Annotated in this window: 19 protein-coding genes; 6 read left to right on the forward strand and 13 right to left on the reverse strand. The window is 35.5% G+C overall.

Annotation, left to right across the window (positions count from 1 at the left end):
• Positions 1-103 precede the first annotated feature (103 nt).
• The 3 genes from AC1FXZ_RS13930 to AC1FXZ_RS13940 form a co-directional block, all read right to left on the reverse strand.
• Positions 104-742 carry an NfeD family protein gene (locus tag AC1FXZ_RS13930; RefSeq protein ID WP_480054620.1) on the reverse strand — a complete coding sequence of 213 codons (639 nt, stop codon included), beginning with the start codon at positions 740-742 and terminating at the stop codon, positions 104-106.
• A gap of 96 nt (positions 743-838) precedes the next feature.
• Entirely contained in the window at positions 839-1,714 is an 876-nt protein-coding gene (locus AC1FXZ_RS13935) for a DUF1002 domain-containing protein (protein WP_480054622.1), read from the reverse strand.
• A 120-nt stretch (positions 1,715-1,834) separates the two neighbouring features.
• Positions 1,835-3,073 carry an MFS transporter gene (locus AC1FXZ_RS13940; protein ID WP_480054624.1) on the reverse strand — a complete coding sequence of 413 codons (1,239 nt, stop codon included), beginning with the start codon at positions 3,071-3,073 and terminating at the stop codon, positions 1,835-1,837.
• A 115-nt stretch (positions 3,074-3,188) separates the two neighbouring features.
• Here AC1FXZ_RS13940 and AC1FXZ_RS13945 point away from each other — a divergent pair, with 115 nt between their 5' ends.
• Positions 3,189-3,551 carry a hypothetical protein gene (locus tag AC1FXZ_RS13945; protein WP_480054626.1) on the forward strand — a complete coding sequence of 121 codons (363 nt, stop codon included), beginning with the start codon at positions 3,189-3,191 and terminating at the stop codon, positions 3,549-3,551.
• 145 nt (positions 3,552-3,696) lie between these two features.
• Positions 3,697-4,800, forward strand: coding sequence for a flavodoxin-dependent (E)-4-hydroxy-3-methylbut-2-enyl-diphosphate synthase (gene ispG / locus AC1FXZ_RS13950; RefSeq protein WP_480054628.1), 1,104 nt, complete (start codon positions 3,697-3,699; stop codon positions 4,798-4,800).
• Positions 4,801-4,855: 55 nt separating this feature from the next.
• Here the strand turns inward: ispG and AC1FXZ_RS13955 are convergent, their stop codons facing one another.
• Entirely contained in the window at positions 4,856-5,317 is a 462-nt protein-coding gene (locus tag AC1FXZ_RS13955; protein ID WP_480054630.1) for a DUF4190 domain-containing protein, read from the reverse strand.
• A 160-nt stretch (positions 5,318-5,477) separates the two neighbouring features.
• Here AC1FXZ_RS13955 and AC1FXZ_RS13960 point away from each other — a divergent pair, with 160 nt between their 5' ends.
• Positions 5,478-6,056: a hypothetical protein gene (locus AC1FXZ_RS13960; protein ID WP_480054632.1), complete on the forward strand. Its 579-nt coding sequence runs from the start codon at positions 5,478-5,480 to the stop codon at positions 6,054-6,056.
• 66 nt (positions 6,057-6,122) lie between these two features.
• Here AC1FXZ_RS13960 and AC1FXZ_RS13965 read toward each other — a convergent pair whose 3' ends face one another.
• The 6 genes from AC1FXZ_RS13965 to AC1FXZ_RS13990 all read right to left on the reverse strand — a co-directional run bounded on the left by AC1FXZ_RS13965 (position 6,123) and on the right by AC1FXZ_RS13990 (position 9,672).
• Positions 6,123-6,341, reverse strand: a complete 219-nt coding sequence (locus tag AC1FXZ_RS13965) for a DUF1540 domain-containing protein (protein WP_480054634.1) — start codon at positions 6,339-6,341, stop codon at positions 6,123-6,125.
• Positions 6,342-6,416: 75 nt separating this feature from the next.
• Positions 6,417-6,587 (reverse strand): hypothetical protein, encoded by a 171-nt coding sequence (locus tag AC1FXZ_RS13970; protein ID WP_480054636.1) that lies wholly within the window; start codon positions 6,585-6,587, stop codon positions 6,417-6,419.
• A gap of 158 nt (positions 6,588-6,745) precedes the next feature.
• Complete coding sequence (locus AC1FXZ_RS13975) at positions 6,746-7,159, reverse strand: Fur family transcriptional regulator (RefSeq protein ID WP_480054638.1); 414 nt, start codon at positions 7,157-7,159, stop codon at positions 6,746-6,748.
• A 19-nt stretch (positions 7,160-7,178) separates the two neighbouring features.
• Entirely contained in the window at positions 7,179-8,003 is an 825-nt protein-coding gene (locus AC1FXZ_RS13980; RefSeq protein WP_480054640.1) for a metal ABC transporter permease, read from the reverse strand.
• 22 nt (positions 8,004-8,025) lie between these two features.
• Complete coding sequence (locus AC1FXZ_RS13985; protein WP_480054642.1) at positions 8,026-8,892, reverse strand: metal ABC transporter permease; 867 nt, start codon at positions 8,890-8,892, stop codon at positions 8,026-8,028.
• A gap of 3 nt (positions 8,893-8,895) precedes the next feature.
• Positions 8,896-9,672, reverse strand: a complete 777-nt coding sequence (locus AC1FXZ_RS13990; RefSeq protein WP_480054644.1) for a metal ABC transporter ATP-binding protein — start codon at positions 9,670-9,672, stop codon at positions 8,896-8,898.
• Between the two features lie 168 nt (positions 9,673-9,840).
• On the opposite strand from AC1FXZ_RS13990, the gene ppx reads away from it, so the two are divergent.
• Entirely contained in the window at positions 9,841-11,388 is a 1,548-nt protein-coding gene (gene ppx / locus AC1FXZ_RS13995; RefSeq protein ID WP_480054646.1) for an exopolyphosphatase, read from the forward strand.
• Between the two features lie 74 nt (positions 11,389-11,462).
• Positions 11,463-13,577: an RNA degradosome polyphosphate kinase gene (locus AC1FXZ_RS14000; RefSeq protein ID WP_480054648.1), complete on the forward strand. Its 2,115-nt coding sequence runs from the start codon at positions 11,463-11,465 to the stop codon at positions 13,575-13,577.
• Between the two features lie 51 nt (positions 13,578-13,628).
• Here the strand turns inward: AC1FXZ_RS14000 and AC1FXZ_RS14005 are convergent, their stop codons facing one another.
• The 3 genes from AC1FXZ_RS14005 to AC1FXZ_RS14015 form a co-directional block, all read right to left on the reverse strand.
• Positions 13,629-14,495: a metal ABC transporter permease gene (locus tag AC1FXZ_RS14005; protein WP_480054650.1), complete on the reverse strand. Its 867-nt coding sequence runs from the start codon at positions 14,493-14,495 to the stop codon at positions 13,629-13,631.
• On the reverse strand, positions 14,495-15,247 hold the full coding sequence (locus tag AC1FXZ_RS14010) for a metal ABC transporter ATP-binding protein (protein ID WP_480054652.1): 753 nt from the start codon (positions 15,245-15,247) through the stop codon (positions 14,495-14,497). The genes AC1FXZ_RS14005 and AC1FXZ_RS14010 overlap by 1 nt, the downstream gene beginning before the upstream one ends.
• Before the next feature lie 318 nt (positions 15,248-15,565).
• Positions 15,566-16,702: a two-component system sensor histidine kinase NtrB gene (locus AC1FXZ_RS14015; protein ID WP_480054654.1), complete on the reverse strand. Its 1,137-nt coding sequence runs from the start codon at positions 16,700-16,702 to the stop codon at positions 15,566-15,568.
• A gap of 169 nt (positions 16,703-16,871) precedes the next feature.
• On the opposite strand from AC1FXZ_RS14015, the gene AC1FXZ_RS14020 reads away from it, so the two are divergent.
• Positions 16,872-17,135, forward strand: a complete 264-nt coding sequence (locus AC1FXZ_RS14020) for a DUF2624 domain-containing protein (RefSeq protein ID WP_480054656.1) — start codon at positions 16,872-16,874, stop codon at positions 17,133-17,135.
• Positions 17,136-17,227: the final 92 nt, after the last annotated feature.

Consider the following 17,227-nt stretch of genomic DNA (forward strand, 5'->3'; position numbering starts at 1 on the left):
GAGAACCCCACTCATAGTAAGCTTTAAACACATGCAAAGGATTCGCTCATTGCATAGAGGGCATATAAAAAGGGAAGTTCACCCTTTTTATATGCCCTCTTTTTCAATCGTCTTTGTTTAGTGGTTTGATAAGTATTCGGGTTCCGTCTACTGAAGTAACTATGATATCCATATTTGGCTCTATCCAAGGTCCTCCACTTGTTGCGCTATATTGCTCTCCTTCTATTTCGATCGTCCCCGTAGGTCTAAAGGAACTTATTGTTCTTCCACGCTTGCCAACTAGCTCATGATATTGTTCATTAATTGAATTATATCCTAAGTCGCCAGTTAACTTATCTTTCAGAGTCATCTTTGCCCATAAGTTCCTTGATGGAAACACTTTCAAAAATAACGCTGAGCTAAAACCTCCAAGTAAAAATCCCATAGATACTAAAGCACCATAAATGAAAGTTGGAGCAGGAACTGCAAGACCAATAATCATTAGGACAACTCCTAGTAAAGCAACAGTCCCATCAGTTATAACTTTTCCATCAATAACAATTAAGGCTAAACCAACTATATATAAAAGAACAACCCACAATCCAACATCTCCTGTAATATGGTAGGAGAAATACGTAGCCATAATTGCAATTCCTAAAATAGCAAATAAACCTTTCACTCGTACGAGCAATTCTCCAATTAAAAATAATGTCCCTAAAAATACAACAACAAAACCAATACTAGGTGAATCCAACCATTCCATTTTGTTTCCTCCTTTCTTTTCTTGTACGAATAACAGCGTAGCTTCGTTTCACTTTTCCATAACTCAAGACAAAAAGAGAGAGGCTCCCCTCTCTCATTATGAACTAAATAATCCACGAAGGGAATCAATTAAACGAGAAATCAGATCAAGAAACTGTCTGATAAATCCCTGTGTTTCTTCTCTGTTTAAAAAATCCCCTAAATTATCACGTACTCTTGAAATTTGATCTTGTACTTGATTCCAATCAATATTAATGTCCTTCATTCGCATAAATAAAGAAACCAGTCCGTTTAACTCTTCATCAGTAAGAGTAACTCCTAATTCAGCAGCTATTCGTTCAATCAAATCACGAAGATCTGCTTCCGTTTCAACAGGGTTAGCTGCAATTTCTTCTTTTACCCGATTCATTAGTTCTGTAGCCTTTTCCATTCCAATAGAATCACTTAACTCACCTGTACGAACCAACTCTTCATTAGCAATTTGCTTTTGTTCTTCTGGAATTACTATATCTGCTGCAACTTCATACGCTTTAATTAACCCTGTTAAAGCTGCTGTTCCCGAAACAGTTATCGGTGCCGTTACATAGATATCTGCATCTTCTACCCCTGCAGTAATCAATGCATTCGCATACATTTCATCCGATACCCAGTTGATTTTGTTTGTTTCTACAGTTAATCCAGCACCTTCATTACCAATCGTAATCTTTGAAGAAGAAAGAGCATTTGTTCCAATTCGTGCAGCACTGATGTAATTTCCTAGATACTGATGCTCTTCTTCATTGGTAACATAAATAATTGTATCCTCTTCAGCTGCTCCCATCTCTGTTAATAGTTCCTGCTTTTGTGACTCTGATAGATCTTCACCAAGAGTGATAATAACATCACCAGGTATGGCATCAGCAAAAACAAACATTGGTAACATAAGCACACATGCAAGTGTTAAAGCTATCATCTTTTTCCAAGCAAACCTCATTTTATCTTCTCCTTTATAACAATGAAAAATTAATTACCATCTAGCAGCTAACGAGTGCTCTAATAAATAAGAAACACTTTTTCCCCAACAATATAAAGGTACTTTAGTCTCATTTTATATTCAAATACGTGAAAAATCGGTGACAGAGCATTCTTTACCAACCGGAAAACAACGCCAACTCAAGAGTATGATAACACCATTTATTGAGATGAAGAAAAATGAGGTGAACACCATTTGTTCGATATTATTTATCCATATCCCAAAACAAAGAGGCCCAAATGCCACTCCTAGAAAACGAAGCATGGAATATAAAGAGAATACAGTACCCCTTTCTTTACTCGATACAATAGAAGCAAGTGCTGCATTACCAGCTGGGAGCAACATTCCAAATCCAACTGAATAAATCGAAAGTGTAGTAACTAACCAACTCAATGTATTTTGACCTAGCATCATGATGGTCCCTAAAATCATTAAAAAAATGCCATAAATAAAAGCACGCTTATAATTATTTTTATTCCCTTTTAACACACGCGCTGTGGTATAGGATAAAATGGTTAACAAAAACAAAGGGACAGCAAGTAACAGTCCCTTCCAAAAAGGAGATAACCCTTGCATTCCTTCGAGAAAATAAGAAAAGAAAAATAAATATCCAAACAATAAAAACATTCCTATAAAACCAGATACAAAAATTGGTATTAGCCAGCGCCAATGATATTTAAAAAGATTCTTTAACCTTACTACCTGATTACCACTTTTTTCAACCTCGTTTTTTTGGGGATTCTTCTTTATGTGCACAAATAGTAAAATTCCCATAAATGCAAATAAACATATTGCTAAGAAGACAACAAAGCTTATATACCAAGTTAATGCCAACACAAAACCCCCGATAATTGGGCTAACTACTTTTCCAGCTCCGTTAAAGACTTCGATCGTTCCAAGTGCACGGTTCCTTTGCTCACCTTTATAAATATCAGATATAAAGGCCATCGCTAATGGGGTAACAGCTCCTGCACCTATCCCTTGTATTATCCTACCAATCATCATAAGTTCAAAAGCTCCATTTGCCAACCCGCGCATCGCAGCTAAAGCCGAAACAATACAACCAATCATAATAAGTGGAAGTGCAACAAGAGCAACTTTTTTTCTACCATACCGATCCGACAAAACCCCTCCAATTGGAACAAGTATTGCAGCTGGGATTGAGAAGCTAGTTAATAACCATCCACCTTCAACTGTCGTTAATCCCATATCATGTTGCATTACAGGTAATAATGGGATAAACATTGAGTTTCCAATTACCATAATGAAAGGTAATAGCCCAATAAAAAAAATCATGTATGTAGGACGAACGTCTTTCATGTTATTCACTCCTAAAAAATATATTCCTTTAGAAATTATTTGTTTCTGTCATAATCATCCATTTATTACATATACTCAAAAATGATAAAGATGATCGATGAAGGAGGACAAGCTAATGAAACGAGTCGGAACGTTTTTCATTATTCTTGTTGTATTATATAGTGTTTATTATGATCTTACGATTGGCACTTTACCCAATGGACTTTCTAACACCTCCGAAACCATTACAACTTTAGAAAACCAAGCTGAGGCAGGTGCAAAAGGCCAAGACGAGCTTAGTAAGGAAGAGTTTGAACCTTTTCAAGAGGTGATAGTGGAGCCTGGACAGACTGTATTATCAATCGTAGAACATCTGCATGAAGGACCAATCGGACCATCGATTCAGGAAATCGTTCATGATTTTGAGACGCTAAATCATGGCCTGCGACCTGAGGAAATGCAAATCGGCGAAACATATTTATTTCCTATTTACCATTGACATTTTTCCAAATATCGAACATTAACTTCTTACATCTTTACATTATCCTTGCCAAACAATAAAAGACATTGATAAAATGAAGGCGATTCTCTTTTTGAGACTAGGTAAAGAGCATACTCTTTTCAAATAAAGGAGCGATAGGTCAATGACCGAAATAACACATCGTACAAAAACACGCCCTGTAAAAGTTGGCAATTTAACTATCGGAGGCAATAACGAAGTAGTAGTCCAAAGTATGACAACAACAAAAACACATGACGTCGAAGCAACTGTTGCTGAGATTAAGCGACTTGAAGAAGCTGGTTGTCAAGTTGTTCGTGTTGCTTGTCCAGACATGCGTGCAGCAGAAGCCATTGCTGAGATTAAAGCACAAATTAACATTCCATTAGTTGTCGACATTCATTTTGATTACAAGTTAGCCCTTAAAGCCATTGAAGGTGGAGCAGATAAAATAAGAATCAACCCGGGTAATATCGGGAAACGCCATAAAGTAGAGGCAGTTGTGCAAGCTGCAAAAGAAAAAGGTATTCCTATCCGTATTGGAGTAAATGCCGGATCGCTTGAAAAACGAATTCTGGATAAATATGGGTATCCAACTGCTGATGGTATGGTAGAAAGCGCTCTGCATCACATTAAAATCCTTGAAGAACTTGATTTTCATGACATTATTGTTTCAATGAAAGCATCGGATGTAAACTTAGCAATTGAGGCCTATGAAAAGGCAGCAAAAGCATTTGACTACCCTCTGCACCTCGGTATTACTGAGTCGGGAACATTATTTGCAGGGACGATCAAAAGTGCTGCGGGTCTTGGTACTATTCTAAACATGGGAATTGGAAATACTGTAAGAATTTCGTTAAGTGCAGACCCAGTTGAAGAAATTAAAGTTGCTCGAGAATTATTAAAATCGTTTGGTCTTGCTTCAAATGCATCAACACTTATCTCTTGCCCAACATGTGGACGGATCGAAATTGACCTGATCAGCATAGCAAATGAAATTGAAGATTACATCTCAACAATAAAAGCTCCACTTAAAGTCGCTGTTTTAGGATGTGCCGTAAATGGACCTGGTGAAGCACGTGAAGCAGATATTGGAATTGCAGGGGCTCGTGGAGAAGGCTTATTGTTCATGAAAGGTGAAATTGTTAGAAAAGTACCTGAAGAAACAATGGTTGAAGAACTGAAAAAGGAAATCGATAAGTTAGCTGAAGAACATTTTCAAAAGCAACGTGAATTAGAAAAAGCATAAGCCATTTGGCTTATGCTTTTCCCTTATAAGTTCCCCGTACTCACCATTTTCTTAGTTAGAAAAATGGGGAGAAAAAGACAGTCATAAGAATTGAAACGGCACCAATACCAATCGCCCAGTTACCGAGCGCTGTGGAGCCATTACGACGTGAAACAAACCCGATTACAATGCCAGCTGCACCTAGCAATACCGGCAAGAAGAATAAAGATAAAATGGAAAGAACAATCGCAAACGTTCCAACGCCACGTCCTGCTGTGGCATCATCCATGTTCGCCGCTTCTGTTTCGTCACGTTCCGCCATTCCATTCATCGCAGCATATTCGGCTGCTGTTTCTTCTTCATAATTCGTAACGAACGCTTCATCTCTTTCTTCATCTTTTAACTCAAGGTCACGGGAATCCGCTCGCCCATTTTCATACTCTCCTCCTTCAACATGGTTATTAACCAATGTTAAAGAACGATCGTCCTCATCAACTAACCTTATCGGTTCATCTTTAGGGTGTTCTCGATCTGCCATACGATTAATCCCTCACTTTCTTTTTTTCGGGGAACAGTCATAGTATGACGCAGATGTGAAGAAATATCGGTGTTAATCTTTTCTTGCAAAGGAAAGGATACTAGACCCAGTTTGAATTTTCGTGTAAGGTTAAATACAAGAAACAATAGGGGTGACCAAAATGAATACAAAAAAACGAATGGGACTAGATATAGATGGAACGGTTACCGATCCAAATACATTTATCCCTCATTTAAATCAACATTTCAAAAAAGCGTTAACATTAGATGATTTAACCGAATATGATTTAACATCTGTTTTAAATATTACTGAAGAACAATTTTGGAAGTGGATGGAAAAGTATGAGGGAACTATCTATGAACAAGCACAATTAGCAGAACATGCTGATAAAACACTACATGAATGGACAAAACAACATGATCTTATTTATATAACTGCCAGAAGGAACCATTTAGAAAAAATTACTGAAAACTGGTTTAGACAAAAGTCTGTTCCGTATGATCACATTGAATTAGTTGGTAAGCATGACAAACTAGATGCAGTACGCGAACACCAATTAGACATCTTCTTTGAAGACAAACATGATAATGCTGTAGCTATCGCAGAAGAGTTTAAAATCCCTGTTATTTTAATGGACACGCCATATAATCGACTTCCATCACCTTCTAATGTTATCAGAGCTAATAACTGGATAGAAGCGAAAGATTGGGTAGATAATTGGATAAAAGAAACGACTTAAAAAGGGACTGGTAACACCAGCCCCTTTTCTTTGCTTATAATTCTCTTTTTCAGAGTATAATTTTCGTCACTCTTTTGGACGGAAGGTATGGCAACATGTTTCCTTAATGTTATGAGCAGAATCCTTATGCTCAGCTTGGCCGTAGGGCTCTTCTCCAGCTTCCATAGAATAGTCTTTGTTAGCATGAGTGTCAATCTCAACTAGAATCGAATCTGCTTGACATTTATTCCCTTCGCCCCAAAATGAACAATTCGCTACATTACATTTAACAACTGGCTTAGCCATAATTTATCCCCTCCTACTCTTAGGATAGGGGGAATATAAAAAATAATGTGTTTCAATATATACCACTTTTATATGCTACTGATCTTTATTTAAATCTTCATGTAAATACTCAGGCGAAGTGGTATTAGACATAAGTTTGCTTAACCATTCTACAAAGCTCAATTCATTTTCAGTTAAATTACGATGTAAGCGCTCTTCAAAGGTTTTGGACAACGTTTTGGCACTTATCTTTTCCAAATTAAACACCTGCCTCTCCTCCTCAGATTACCATAGTACGAAAGCTTACAAAGTACATTTTCCAAAAATTAACTTTTTCTTTAAAAACTTAACAATATAAAACGAGAAAATCCATACTCCCTCCAATTGAAGAAAGTATGGTACAGTCAAATTTATTACTTATTGTATTATAGTTGACATTCTTGACACTTACCATATATTTCAAATTTATGTCCAGTTACTTCAAAATCCGGAAATTGCTGGTGGATGGAGTCCATTGGGCAATTCTCAATATGTTTTGTTTTGCCACAATCTAAACAAATTAAATGGTGATGATGATTGGTAGTGGAACAACTAAAACGAAAACGCTTTTCGCCTTCTAATTCTGTTTCCTCTAATATGTTCAATTCAGCAAATAAAGAAAGGTTACGGTAAATTGTATCAAAGCTCATACCTGGGTATTGATCTTGTAAGCGCTCAAGTACATCTTTAGCAGATAAATAACGCTTTTCTTGTGAAAAAAATTGTAACATTTCTTCTCGTTTTCCAGTGTGCTTAAATCCATTCTCTTTTAAGAGCTCCATCGCTTCTTCTACAGTCATGTTAAGCCCTCCAATTCATTTAAATCCTAAATCTATTTAATAAAAGCGTAATAATTAAAAGAAAAATGCTTATTAATACAATCATACCACCAGTAGCAATATTGAATTGATATGAAAAGTATAACCCTAATAAGACGGATATTTGAGCAAATAATATTCCTAATCCAATCAGTTGTCTGAAACTTTTAGCAATTTGTATACTTGTAGCTACTGGAATAACAATAAGTGCACCTACTAGTAATATCCCGACAACCTTCATCGACATAGAAATGACCAATGCAATTAATAAACTAAAAATGAAATTAACGATTTTAACCGATACACCTGAAACTTGAGCAAACTCATTATCAAAAGAAATTAAGACAAACTCCTTATAAAAAAAGAATATAATAAGTAAAACTATTAGTGCTGTTATTAGTATAAATTGTACATCACTCACTGTTACACTTACAATGCTCCCAAACATATAGGAATACCATTCATTATATCCTGTACGTGCTAAACTTATAAATATCGCACTTAAACCAATCCCACTTGATAGTATGATTGGCACGGCTAACTCTTGAAAATGCCTATACATACTCCTCAATCGCTCTGTTATAAGAGCACCCATCAAAGCAAACACAACTCCCATGTACATGGGATTAATTTGTAAAAAAGGTCCTAATGTTCCTAGGAAAACACCTGCCGAGATACCTGTTAGTGTAATATGTGAAATAGACTCGGTAATAACAGAGACCCTTCTAATTAGCAAAAAGGCCCCTACTATCGGTGCAATGAAACCAATGGTAACACCAGCTAAGATCCCTCTCTCTATAAATGTAAGGTTTGTGAATAAATCCATTCTTTATAAGCCCCATCCTTCTTTAATAGCTCGATTTTCTCATTTTAAATGAAATGATTTTCTTTAAAAAGGCTTCACCAGTAACAACAACGAGTAATATAAAAACAGAAATCATTACAATCATTCCACCAGGAGCCAAATCGAAATAAAAAGCCGAAATCAACCCTGCAATGACAGCTATTTCACCAAAAATTATCGAATAAAAAAACATTTGCTTAAAACCTTTAGCAAGCCTCATTGCAGCAGCAACCGGTAATGTCATCAAGGCTGAAACGAGAAGTATGCCCACAATTCTCATCGATGCCGCTATTACAAGGCCTACCATAATAATAAAAATAAAATTCACTAACTTACGGTTAATACCCGAAACACTAGCTTGCTCTTCATCAAATGACAGAAAAAATAATTCCTTATAAAATAGTATTAATACAATGACCACAATACAGGTAATAATGAGAATAGTTGTTAAATCGGAGCGACTAACAGCAATAACACTTCCAAATAAATAGTTAAACAAATCATTATTAAATCCATCTGCAAGTGAAATGAAAACGACCCCAAGACCAATCCCACCAGATAAAATAATTGGAATTGCTACTTCTTTATAATATTTATAAGCATCTCTCAGTTGTTCAATTAATAATGACCCTGCAATAGAAAAAAACAACCCCATATATAATGGATTAATCCCTGCAAAAAACGTAAAATATTTTGCTAGGAGTAAATTCGCTGCAATTCCTGTTAGTGTAATATGAGAAAGTGCATCAGCAATTAAAGCGAGTCGACGAACCACTAAGAAAACCCCTAGTAAAGGAGCAAGAAGTCCGATTAATAGTCCAGAATAAAACGCGTTTTGTAAAAATTCATAACGAAAAAAAGCTTCTAACATCCGTTAATGTCCTCCGTGATCATGATTATGGGTTAGAAGATGCACATCATGGCCGTAAAATGACGATAAATCCTGATTCGCCTCGAAGTCTGCTGTATTTCCATGGAAATGAAGTTCCTTATTTAGACAGGCTACGTCAGTTACATGATCGGTCATTGCTCCAATATCATGGGTAACTAAGACAAGGGTAATTCCATTTTCTTTGTTAAGTTTATCAAGCATATCATAAAATTGCTTTACACTTACCACATCTACACCGACCGTTGGTTCATCTAAAATTAATAATTCTGGTTCACTAACAAGGGCTCGTGCGATAAAAACACGCTGTTGTTGTCCACCTGATAATTCACCAATATTTTTATTAGTGAATTTTGACATCCCTACCTGGTCTATTGCATCACGAACTAATTTTTTATGTTTTCGAGTTAAAAACCGTAGTAATCCTACTTTTCCATATAAGCCCATCGACACAACCTCAAAAACCGTTGCTGGAAAACCCGAGTTAAAACTATTTGCTTTTTGAGAAACGAATCCAACCTTTTCCCAATGCTTAAACTTTGAGACACGATCGCCGAATAATTTGATTTCACCCGTTTGGGGTGGCAACAATCCGAGGATTAGTTTTATTAATGTTGATTTTCCTGATCCATTTGGTCCAACTAGCCCAAGGAAAGAACCTTTTTTTATACGGAGTGATACATCTTCTAATACTTTTTGATTACTATATTGAAATGAGACATTTTCTATATCAACAGCTATATCTTGCTCAGTCAATCTCATTGCATCGTTCTCCTCCTTTTTAAAAACTAACTCTTTTATAAGAACTATTACGATTTGTTGTATTTTCTTTACCTATTATAAAGGTTATTTTCATTATGTCTACCTTTTGGGACTGGTAAAAAACTTTGATATAATCTTAATTAACCTAGTACATGTTGAGGTGAAATAATGTTAGAAAAAAAAGTTGCCATTATAGATATCGGTTCTAACTCTATACGTTTAGTAATAAATAAAATTGATAAAAATGGTTGTTTCAACGAAATACATAACTATAAATCTGTAGCACGCCTTAGTACTCATATCAACAACGAGGGGAATTTATCAGATATTGGGATTCAATTGATTTTAGATACCCTTAATAGATTTAACGATGTTATTTTATTTCATAAGGTCAAAGAGGTAATAGTAATTGCAACGGCCGCAATGCGAAAAGCGGAAAACCGGGATCAAATTAAGAAACTTGTTAAAAACGAAATTGGTTTTGATATCTCCATTTTATCTGGTTATGAAGAGGCTTATTATGGGTATTTAGCTGTTATTAACTCAACCGATATCGAATTTGGTTTTACTGTTGATATTGGTGGGGGGAGTACAGAAATCACATTATTTGAAAATCGTGAACTTCAGTATTACCATAGCTTTCCTTTTGGCGCCATTACCCTACACCAACAATTTTCAAATAATAACCTTACCAATGAAGAGAATTCGAGATTGTTAAAACATTATATTAGTGAACAACTTCATACATTGCCGTGGCTTAAAGGGAAAGCCGGTTATCCTGTAATTGGCATTGGGGGGAGTGCCCGTAACCTTTCATTAATACATCAAAATCAGCAGGGATACCCCTTATCTGGACTTCATCAATATGAAATTCCAAAAGAGGAACTACTCGATCTGAATACAAAATTGCAGAGTCTAACTATCGATGAGCGTCTTACTCTTGATGGCTTATCAAAAGATCGTGTAGAGATTATACTGCCTGCTTCAGAGGTCATTACTACAATTGTTGATTATGTGGATGCTGACACTTTTGTTATGAGTAGAAAAGGCTTACGTGAAGGAGTATTTTACGAAGATCTCTTAAAGACAATGGAAACTACTCGATTCCCAAACGTCATTGAAGAGAGTTTATACCAACTCTCTTACAGTTTTGAGATCGATACAAAACATGTCAACCATATCTCTACACTCGCTACGGAATTATATTATGAACTTGCTACTTATTGTCAAGTTAAGCATGACCAGGACATTGCTATATCATTACTGAATCAAAGTGCAAGAGTCCTTTATATTGGAGAATATATTAATAATGAAGCAAGTAGCCAAAACACATTTTACCTTTTGACTAATATGACGATTGAAGGGATGTCTCACAAGAGACGTCTTGCTCTTGCTTTTATTTCTTCGTACAAATCAAAATCACAACTGCACTATTATGCAAAACCTTTTAATGAAATTGTAACGAAGAAAGACTTAAAGCTATATGACTTTTTAGGGGCTATCTTAAAATTGGCATATTCCTTAGATAAGACAAGAAGAAAAGTCATTACTAAGATTGGACATGTTGAAAATACTGAAGATGAATTATCCATCCCCCTCTATTATCAAGAAGATGCTTTTTTTGAAAATATGCAGGGGACAAAAAACAAAAAACATATAGAACGTGCAATTAAACATCCTATTGCTTTTAGATACATTCCTGCAGAAGTTCTTTAAAACTAAATTAGAACATAGAATTTACAATCAGCTGTTAAACAGAAACGTATAATTTAACAGAGAGGTTGAGTCAAATGCAAAAGAATGGTGTAACTCATAATAATATAGACCTCAACAACCCAACCTTTTACAATAATCGCGAATTAAGCTGGCTTGCTTTTAACGAAAGAGTTCTAGAAGAGGCAATCGATGAACGCAACCCTATCTTAGAACGCCTAAAGTTTCTTGCTATCTTCAGTTCTAATTTGGATGAGTTCTTCATGGTGCGTGTAGCTGGATTAAAAGATCAAGTAAAAGCTGGCTACAATCGACCTGAAAATAAAGCCGGTTTAACTCCCAAACAGCAATTGCAGCATATATCTGACAAAAATCATCGTCTCGTAAATTTACAAGATACGGTCTATACAAAAACATTGATTCCAATGCTTGATCACGAAGGGTTTCAATTTATCACAATAGAAGAATGTAACGAAGAACAATTGGAATTTCTTCAGGAACGTTTTCAACATTACATTTTTCCTGTGTTAACGCCTATGGCTATCGATGCTTATAGGCCATTCCCAATGCTATTGAATAAAAGTTTAAATTTAGCTGTCATTTTACAAAAAATTGCAAGTGATGAAAAAGATCAATTAGCAATTGTTCAAGTGCCTTCTGTTTTAAATCGCTTCATTCGGCTACCATCTACAGATCAACAAAGAACTCAGTTCATCTTACTCGAAAATGTAATAGGTCATTTCATTAATGCTTTATTTACAGGTTTTAAAGTCAAATCTGTTTCTCCCTTTCGTATCACTAGAAACGCTGATATGACAATACATGAAGAAGGAGCACGCGACCTTCTAAGCGAGATTGAAAAAGAATTAAAAAAACGTAAATGGGGAGCTGCCGTTCGACTAGAAATGCAAGAAGGAAACATGAATCAAAAGGTCCTTAATCTACTGTTAGATGTATTAGAACTCCATGAAAATGATGTTTATTCCACTAAAGGTCCGTTAGACCTGAGCTTTTTATTCAAGCTTTACGACCATCTTGCAAAAGAGCATGAACATTTAGCTAATGAGACATTAATTCCTCAACCACCTGAAGACTTTAGAGGCGAAGATGATATATTTGAGGCCATTCTAAAACGAGATATAATTCTTCATCATCCTTACGAGTCTTTTCAACCCGTGATTGATTTTATAACTAAGGCAGCTGATGATCCCAATGTCTTAGCCATTAAACAGACTCTTTACCGTGTTAGTGGTGATTCTCCAATTATCAAAGCTCTTGCTCTTGCAGCAGAAAACGGCAAACAAGTAACCGTTCTAGTTGAATTAAAAGCACGATTTGATGAAGAAAATAATATTCAATGGGCTAAGAAGCTTGAAAAGTCGGGGGTACACGTTATATACGGAATCACTTCATTAAAAACTCATAGTAAAATCACTCTTATCGTACGTCATCAAGATAATCAAATTCAACGGTTAGTCCACTTAGGAACAGGGAATTACAATGATTCAACAGCTAAGCTCTATACAGATATTGGTTTTTTCACATCTGATGAGCATTTCGGAATTGACGCTACGAACTTTTTTAATTATCTAAGCGGATATAGTGAAAAGCCTAAATGGTTCCACTTTGCAACTGCCCCATTTGAAATTAGAGATAAGTTTCTTACTTTAATTGATGAAGAAATACAAAGCCATTTGGAGAATGGAAACGGCAACATTATAGCCAAAATGAACTCGCTTACAGATAAACCAATTATATTAAAACTTTATGAGGCCTCACAGGCTGGGGTTCAAATCGAGCTAGTTGTTCGTGGTATCTGTTGCTTACGACCTGGCATAAAAGGAGTGAGTGAAAATATCCGTGTCATTAGTATTGTTGACAGGTTTTTAGAGCATAGTAGAATTTTTTCCTTCTATAACAATGGGAACGAAAAAATTTATCTTTCATCAGCTGATTGGATGACAAGAAATATGGAAAAAAGAATTGAAATTTTATTCCCGGTCATTAGTCAGAAAAATAAGGATCGGGTGAAAGAAATTTTAACAATAACATTACAAGACAATATAAAATCTCGCATACAAAACTCTGATGGTAGCTATCATTATATTGAACGACCAATTCACGAACAACCTATTCAAAGTCAACTTCAGTTTCACGAAATAGCTGCTCGTTTTACAGAAATTGAAGAATAAGCAAGACAAAGAACCGAAGAGAGTCTTCGGTTCTTTGTCTTCTCTATAGGATTAAGCTCTTTGGACTTTTCTTGACCTCCATTTTCGCGTTACAACACCTTGCTTAGGTGAGAAGAAAAAGGCTAAACCAAATAAAAGTGATGCAACTAGCACGATAGAAGCCCCTGAAGCTACATCATAAATAACTGAATAATACATCCCTATTACAGCTGATAGAACTCCAAAGACTGCAGATAAAGACAGCATTACTGGTAGACGATCTGTTAACAAATACGCCGTTGCTCCTGGAGTAATTAACATCGCTACAACTAAAACAATTCCTACGGTTTTTAATGAAGCAACTGTGACAAGAGACAATAATAGCATCAGTAAGTAATGGATTAATTGAACTGGTATTCCGGTAGCCTTAGCCATCACCGGGTCAAAAGTACTAAGTAATAAAGGTCGATAGAAAACCACAATCATTAGTATGACAAAAGCACCGATTCCTACAGTGACGAACAGATCGCTTCTAGAAACAGCTAATACATTTCCAAATAAAATATGCCAAAGGTCCACTCCGGTTCCACGTAACCCAGTGATTAAAACAATCCCAAGAGCAAAAGCTGCAGTAAACATAATTCCTATTGCAGAATCATCTTTAATTCGACTGTTTTGCGATACATAACCAATAGCTAATGCTGTTAAAACCCCTGTAATGGTCGCACCGATAAAGAAACTGGCCCCGACCATATAAGCAATAACCACACCTGGTAAAACGGCATGAGAGATCGCATCCCCCATTAACGCCATTCCTCTTAATATGATAAAACAACCAATTACACCACAAATAATTCCGACTAGTATTGCAGCTACTAACGCTTGCTGCAAGTATGAATACCTCATTACTTGATCAATGAACATTGTAATGTTACTCATTATTCACTCACCACCATTACATTTTCATTTGAACCAAACAACGTTATTCTCCCTTTATATGTTTTTGTAAGAACTTCAGGTCTGTACACTTCGTTAACTGCACCAAATTCAATTAGTTCTTTATTAATTAATAATAATTCATCAAAATATTGTTCTACTTTACTTAAATCATGGTGAACGACAAAGACCGTTTTCCCTTCATCTCTAATTTCTCTAAGTAAGTTAATAATGATCTCTTCTGATGTAACATCAATTCCCACAAAAGGTTCATCTAAAAAAAACAACTTCGCATGCTGAGCTAATGCACGTGCAATAAAAACCCTCTGTTGTTGACCACCTGACAATTCACCGATTTGTCTTTTACGGAAATCCACCATTCCAACTTTGTCTAATGACTCTGTCACAATTTCTTGATCTTTTTTCCCTGCTTTTTTATACCATGGGATATGTGCAAAACGTCCCATCATGACAACATCTTCTACTAACACAGGAAAGTCCCAGTCAATTTGGTTTCGCTGTGGGACATAAGAAATTTGTTTTCGTATATCTTTTACTTTTTCGCCTAATATAGAGACTCGCCCTTTTGCTTTTTCAAGCCCTAAAATAGCTTTAATTAACGTTGATTTGCCAGCACCATTTGGCCCAACAATCCCGATTAACTTTCCTTGCTCAGTTGAAAAACTGATATCTTTTATAGCTTGATTGTTTTCATAATAAACAGAAAGTGATTCAACTTGTAGAACTTTTTCCATCATCTTCGCCTCCATTCTAAATAACACGCTCATGTTGCAAAAGTGCAACTTTTTTAGGAGATTATTACCTTTTTTTATAAATCCATAGACAAATTCTATTTTAAGTTCACAACTAAGTAGAGCAATCATCACAACATCTTATGGCTCTTCACTAGTATATGTGAAAAATTAGTACAGGGCATAAAAGTTTCCCTTAGTAAACTTTTTACTTAAAACTCATTATATCTATAATACATACCCTTGTAAATGTTTAACTCTTTTGAAATAAAAAATAAGGCCTGAACCCTAGTACTATAATGTACTAAAAAGTTCAAACCTTTATTCATCCTCTTTGATACCTAATGGTAATGACACAGTCACCGTAGTACCAACATCATATATACTATCTACTTGAAAGCTCCCTCCATGGTCTTCAATTATCTTTTTACAGAGCGGGATTCCTATCCCTGTTCCTTTCTCTTTAGTAGTAAAGAATGGTTTACCTAGCTGGTTTAATATTGCATCCGGCATTCCTTTTCCATTATCCTTTACTCTAATAATATAATGTTCATTTTCAATCGATGTCTCTATCGTTAAACTCCTGTTAACACTAGATTGATCGTAGGCCTCAACCGAATTTCGCAAAAGATTGAGCATAACTTGTTTTACCATTGATTCATTTACAAATACTTGCTTGTTTGTAGCTGTTAACGTGATTTGAAATTCCACATCATGAAGTAAACATTCAGCTTTCATGATTTCTTTTAGAGAATTCATAATATGTGCTGGAGATTGCCATCTACGCTCTAACCTTTTCCGAGAAACAGACAAAAAGTCTTCTAATATCCCATTCATTCTATCCATCTCAGTCATAATTGTATCGTAGTATTTTTCATGATTATTAGTAAGCTGGGCCAACTGCATGAACCCCTTAATAACAGATAGTGGATTCCTCAGTTCATGCGCTACCCCTGCAGCAATGTGAGAGACGGATTCCATTTGGTGGTGAAAAGTAAGTAAATTTTCAAATTGAATTTGAAGAGAGCGATCCTCAAATAGCAAATAGATAATTCCGTCATTAGCAAAAGGAATACACCTTACACGATAAAGATTTTCGTCTTCCTCAAAATCACATACCTGCTTGTTTTTTGTACTCAGCGCTTTTTGACTTAGCTTTAAACAAAATAAAAGAAGTTGGTTATTCATACTTAGACTCTTTAATGTATAAACATTCAGTTCTGTTTCTCTTGTATTCGATATGTCTAAAAAGGCTTGATTCCATTTCAATATATGTAAGTTCTCGTCTACTTTAAGATACGGAATCCCTAATTCTTCAATAAGTAGATGTTGTTCAATAATCTTTTCGTCTGTAATTTTTTCATCTGTTGATAATGTTTGACTTGATATCAAAGAATTTGTTTGTATTGACCTTTTCCTAACTGGGGCTACTTGTTCGTTTAGGTGCTTATTATCCATAAGGCCCCACCCCCTCTTCCTGTAGCTATAATGTACAATTCCTTTTTGAATATTTTCCTTAATAATCCTTTAATTCGATAAGACTAGCAAGTTTTCCTCTTATTATGCACATTTTCTTATTGCTCTTCATATATTATCCATTATGTAACTTATACAGAGGGGTGTTTTAATGAATCCATTTATGCAACAACTTGTAAATAACAAGGTTAACTCGCTTAATGCTAATGAGTTATTAAGCCTAGCATCTCAGTATAATATTCAGCTTACGCAACAACAAGCAGAAAAAGTCATTTCAATATTAAGGTCGGAGCATATTGATGTTGGGAACGAAGATCAGGTCCAACGTATGATTCATCGATTACAAACAGAGGTTGATCCTCATGTCTCTTCTGTTATTCAGCAGCTACTTAAACAATTTAGTCATTATTTGTAATTAATTATCTATAGTAAAAAGAGGTTCCTCAAAACAGTTATTCACCCAAGTTCGGTATTTTATCATGATAACACTAGTTTCATGATCCATAC

It is taken from the genome of Halalkalibacter sp. HAAS-P014 (assembly GCF_056619965.1).

What these genes read in the sequence shown, in the direction of transcription:
- AC1FXZ_RS14015 (WP_480054654.1), bottom strand. Translation starts at nt 16,702, where the DNA reads ATGGATAATAAGCACCTAAACGAACAAGTAGCCCCAGTTAGGAAAAGG.
- AC1FXZ_RS13955 (WP_480054630.1), bottom strand. Translation starts at nt 5,317, where the DNA reads ATGGCAGATCGAGAACACCCTAAAGATGAACCGATAAGGTTAGTTGAT.
- AC1FXZ_RS14020 (WP_480054656.1), top strand. Translation starts at nt 16,872, where the DNA reads ATGAATCCATTTATGCAACAACTTGTAAATAACAAGGTTAACTCGCTT.
- AC1FXZ_RS13975 (WP_480054638.1), bottom strand. Translation starts at nt 7,159, where the DNA reads ATGACTGTAGAAGAAGCGATGGAGCTCTTAAAAGAGAATGGATTTAAG.
- ispG (WP_480054628.1), top strand. Translation starts at nt 3,697, where the DNA reads ATGACCGAAATAACACATCGTACAAAAACACGCCCTGTAAAAGTTGGC.
- AC1FXZ_RS13940 (WP_480054624.1), bottom strand. Translation starts at nt 3,073, where the DNA reads ATGAAAGACGTTCGTCCTACATACATGATTTTTTTTATTGGGCTATTA.
- AC1FXZ_RS13965 (WP_480054634.1), bottom strand. Translation starts at nt 6,341, where the DNA reads ATGGCTAAGCCAGTTGTTAAATGTAATGTAGCGAATTGTTCATTTTGG.
- AC1FXZ_RS13990 (WP_480054644.1), bottom strand. Translation starts at nt 9,672, where the DNA reads ATGAGATTGACTGAGCAAGATATAGCTGTTGATATAGAAAATGTCTCA.
- AC1FXZ_RS13935 (WP_480054622.1), bottom strand. Translation starts at nt 1,714, where the DNA reads ATGAGGTTTGCTTGGAAAAAGATGATAGCTTTAACACTTGCATGTGTG.
- AC1FXZ_RS14000 (WP_480054648.1), top strand. Translation starts at nt 11,463, where the DNA reads ATGCAAAAGAATGGTGTAACTCATAATAATATAGACCTCAACAACCCA.
- AC1FXZ_RS13985 (WP_480054642.1), bottom strand. Translation starts at nt 8,892, where the DNA reads ATGTTAGAAGCTTTTTTTCGTTATGAATTTTTACAAAACGCGTTTTAT.
- AC1FXZ_RS14005 (WP_480054650.1), bottom strand. Translation starts at nt 14,495, where the DNA reads ATGAGTAACATTACAATGTTCATTGATCAAGTAATGAGGTATTCATAC.
- AC1FXZ_RS13960 (WP_480054632.1), top strand. Translation starts at nt 5,478, where the DNA reads ATGAATACAAAAAAACGAATGGGACTAGATATAGATGGAACGGTTACC.
- AC1FXZ_RS13980 (WP_480054640.1), bottom strand. Translation starts at nt 8,003, where the DNA reads ATGGATTTATTCACAAACCTTACATTTATAGAGAGAGGGATCTTAGCT.
- AC1FXZ_RS13945 (WP_480054626.1), top strand. Translation starts at nt 3,189, where the DNA reads ATGAAACGAGTCGGAACGTTTTTCATTATTCTTGTTGTATTATATAGT.
- AC1FXZ_RS14010 (WP_480054652.1), bottom strand. Translation starts at nt 15,247, where the DNA reads ATGGAAAAAGTTCTACAAGTTGAATCACTTTCTGTTTATTATGAAAAC.
- AC1FXZ_RS13930 (WP_480054620.1), bottom strand. Translation starts at nt 742, where the DNA reads ATGGAATGGTTGGATTCACCTAGTATTGGTTTTGTTGTTGTATTTTTA.
- ppx (WP_480054646.1), top strand. Translation starts at nt 9,841, where the DNA reads ATGTTAGAAAAAAAAGTTGCCATTATAGATATCGGTTCTAACTCTATA.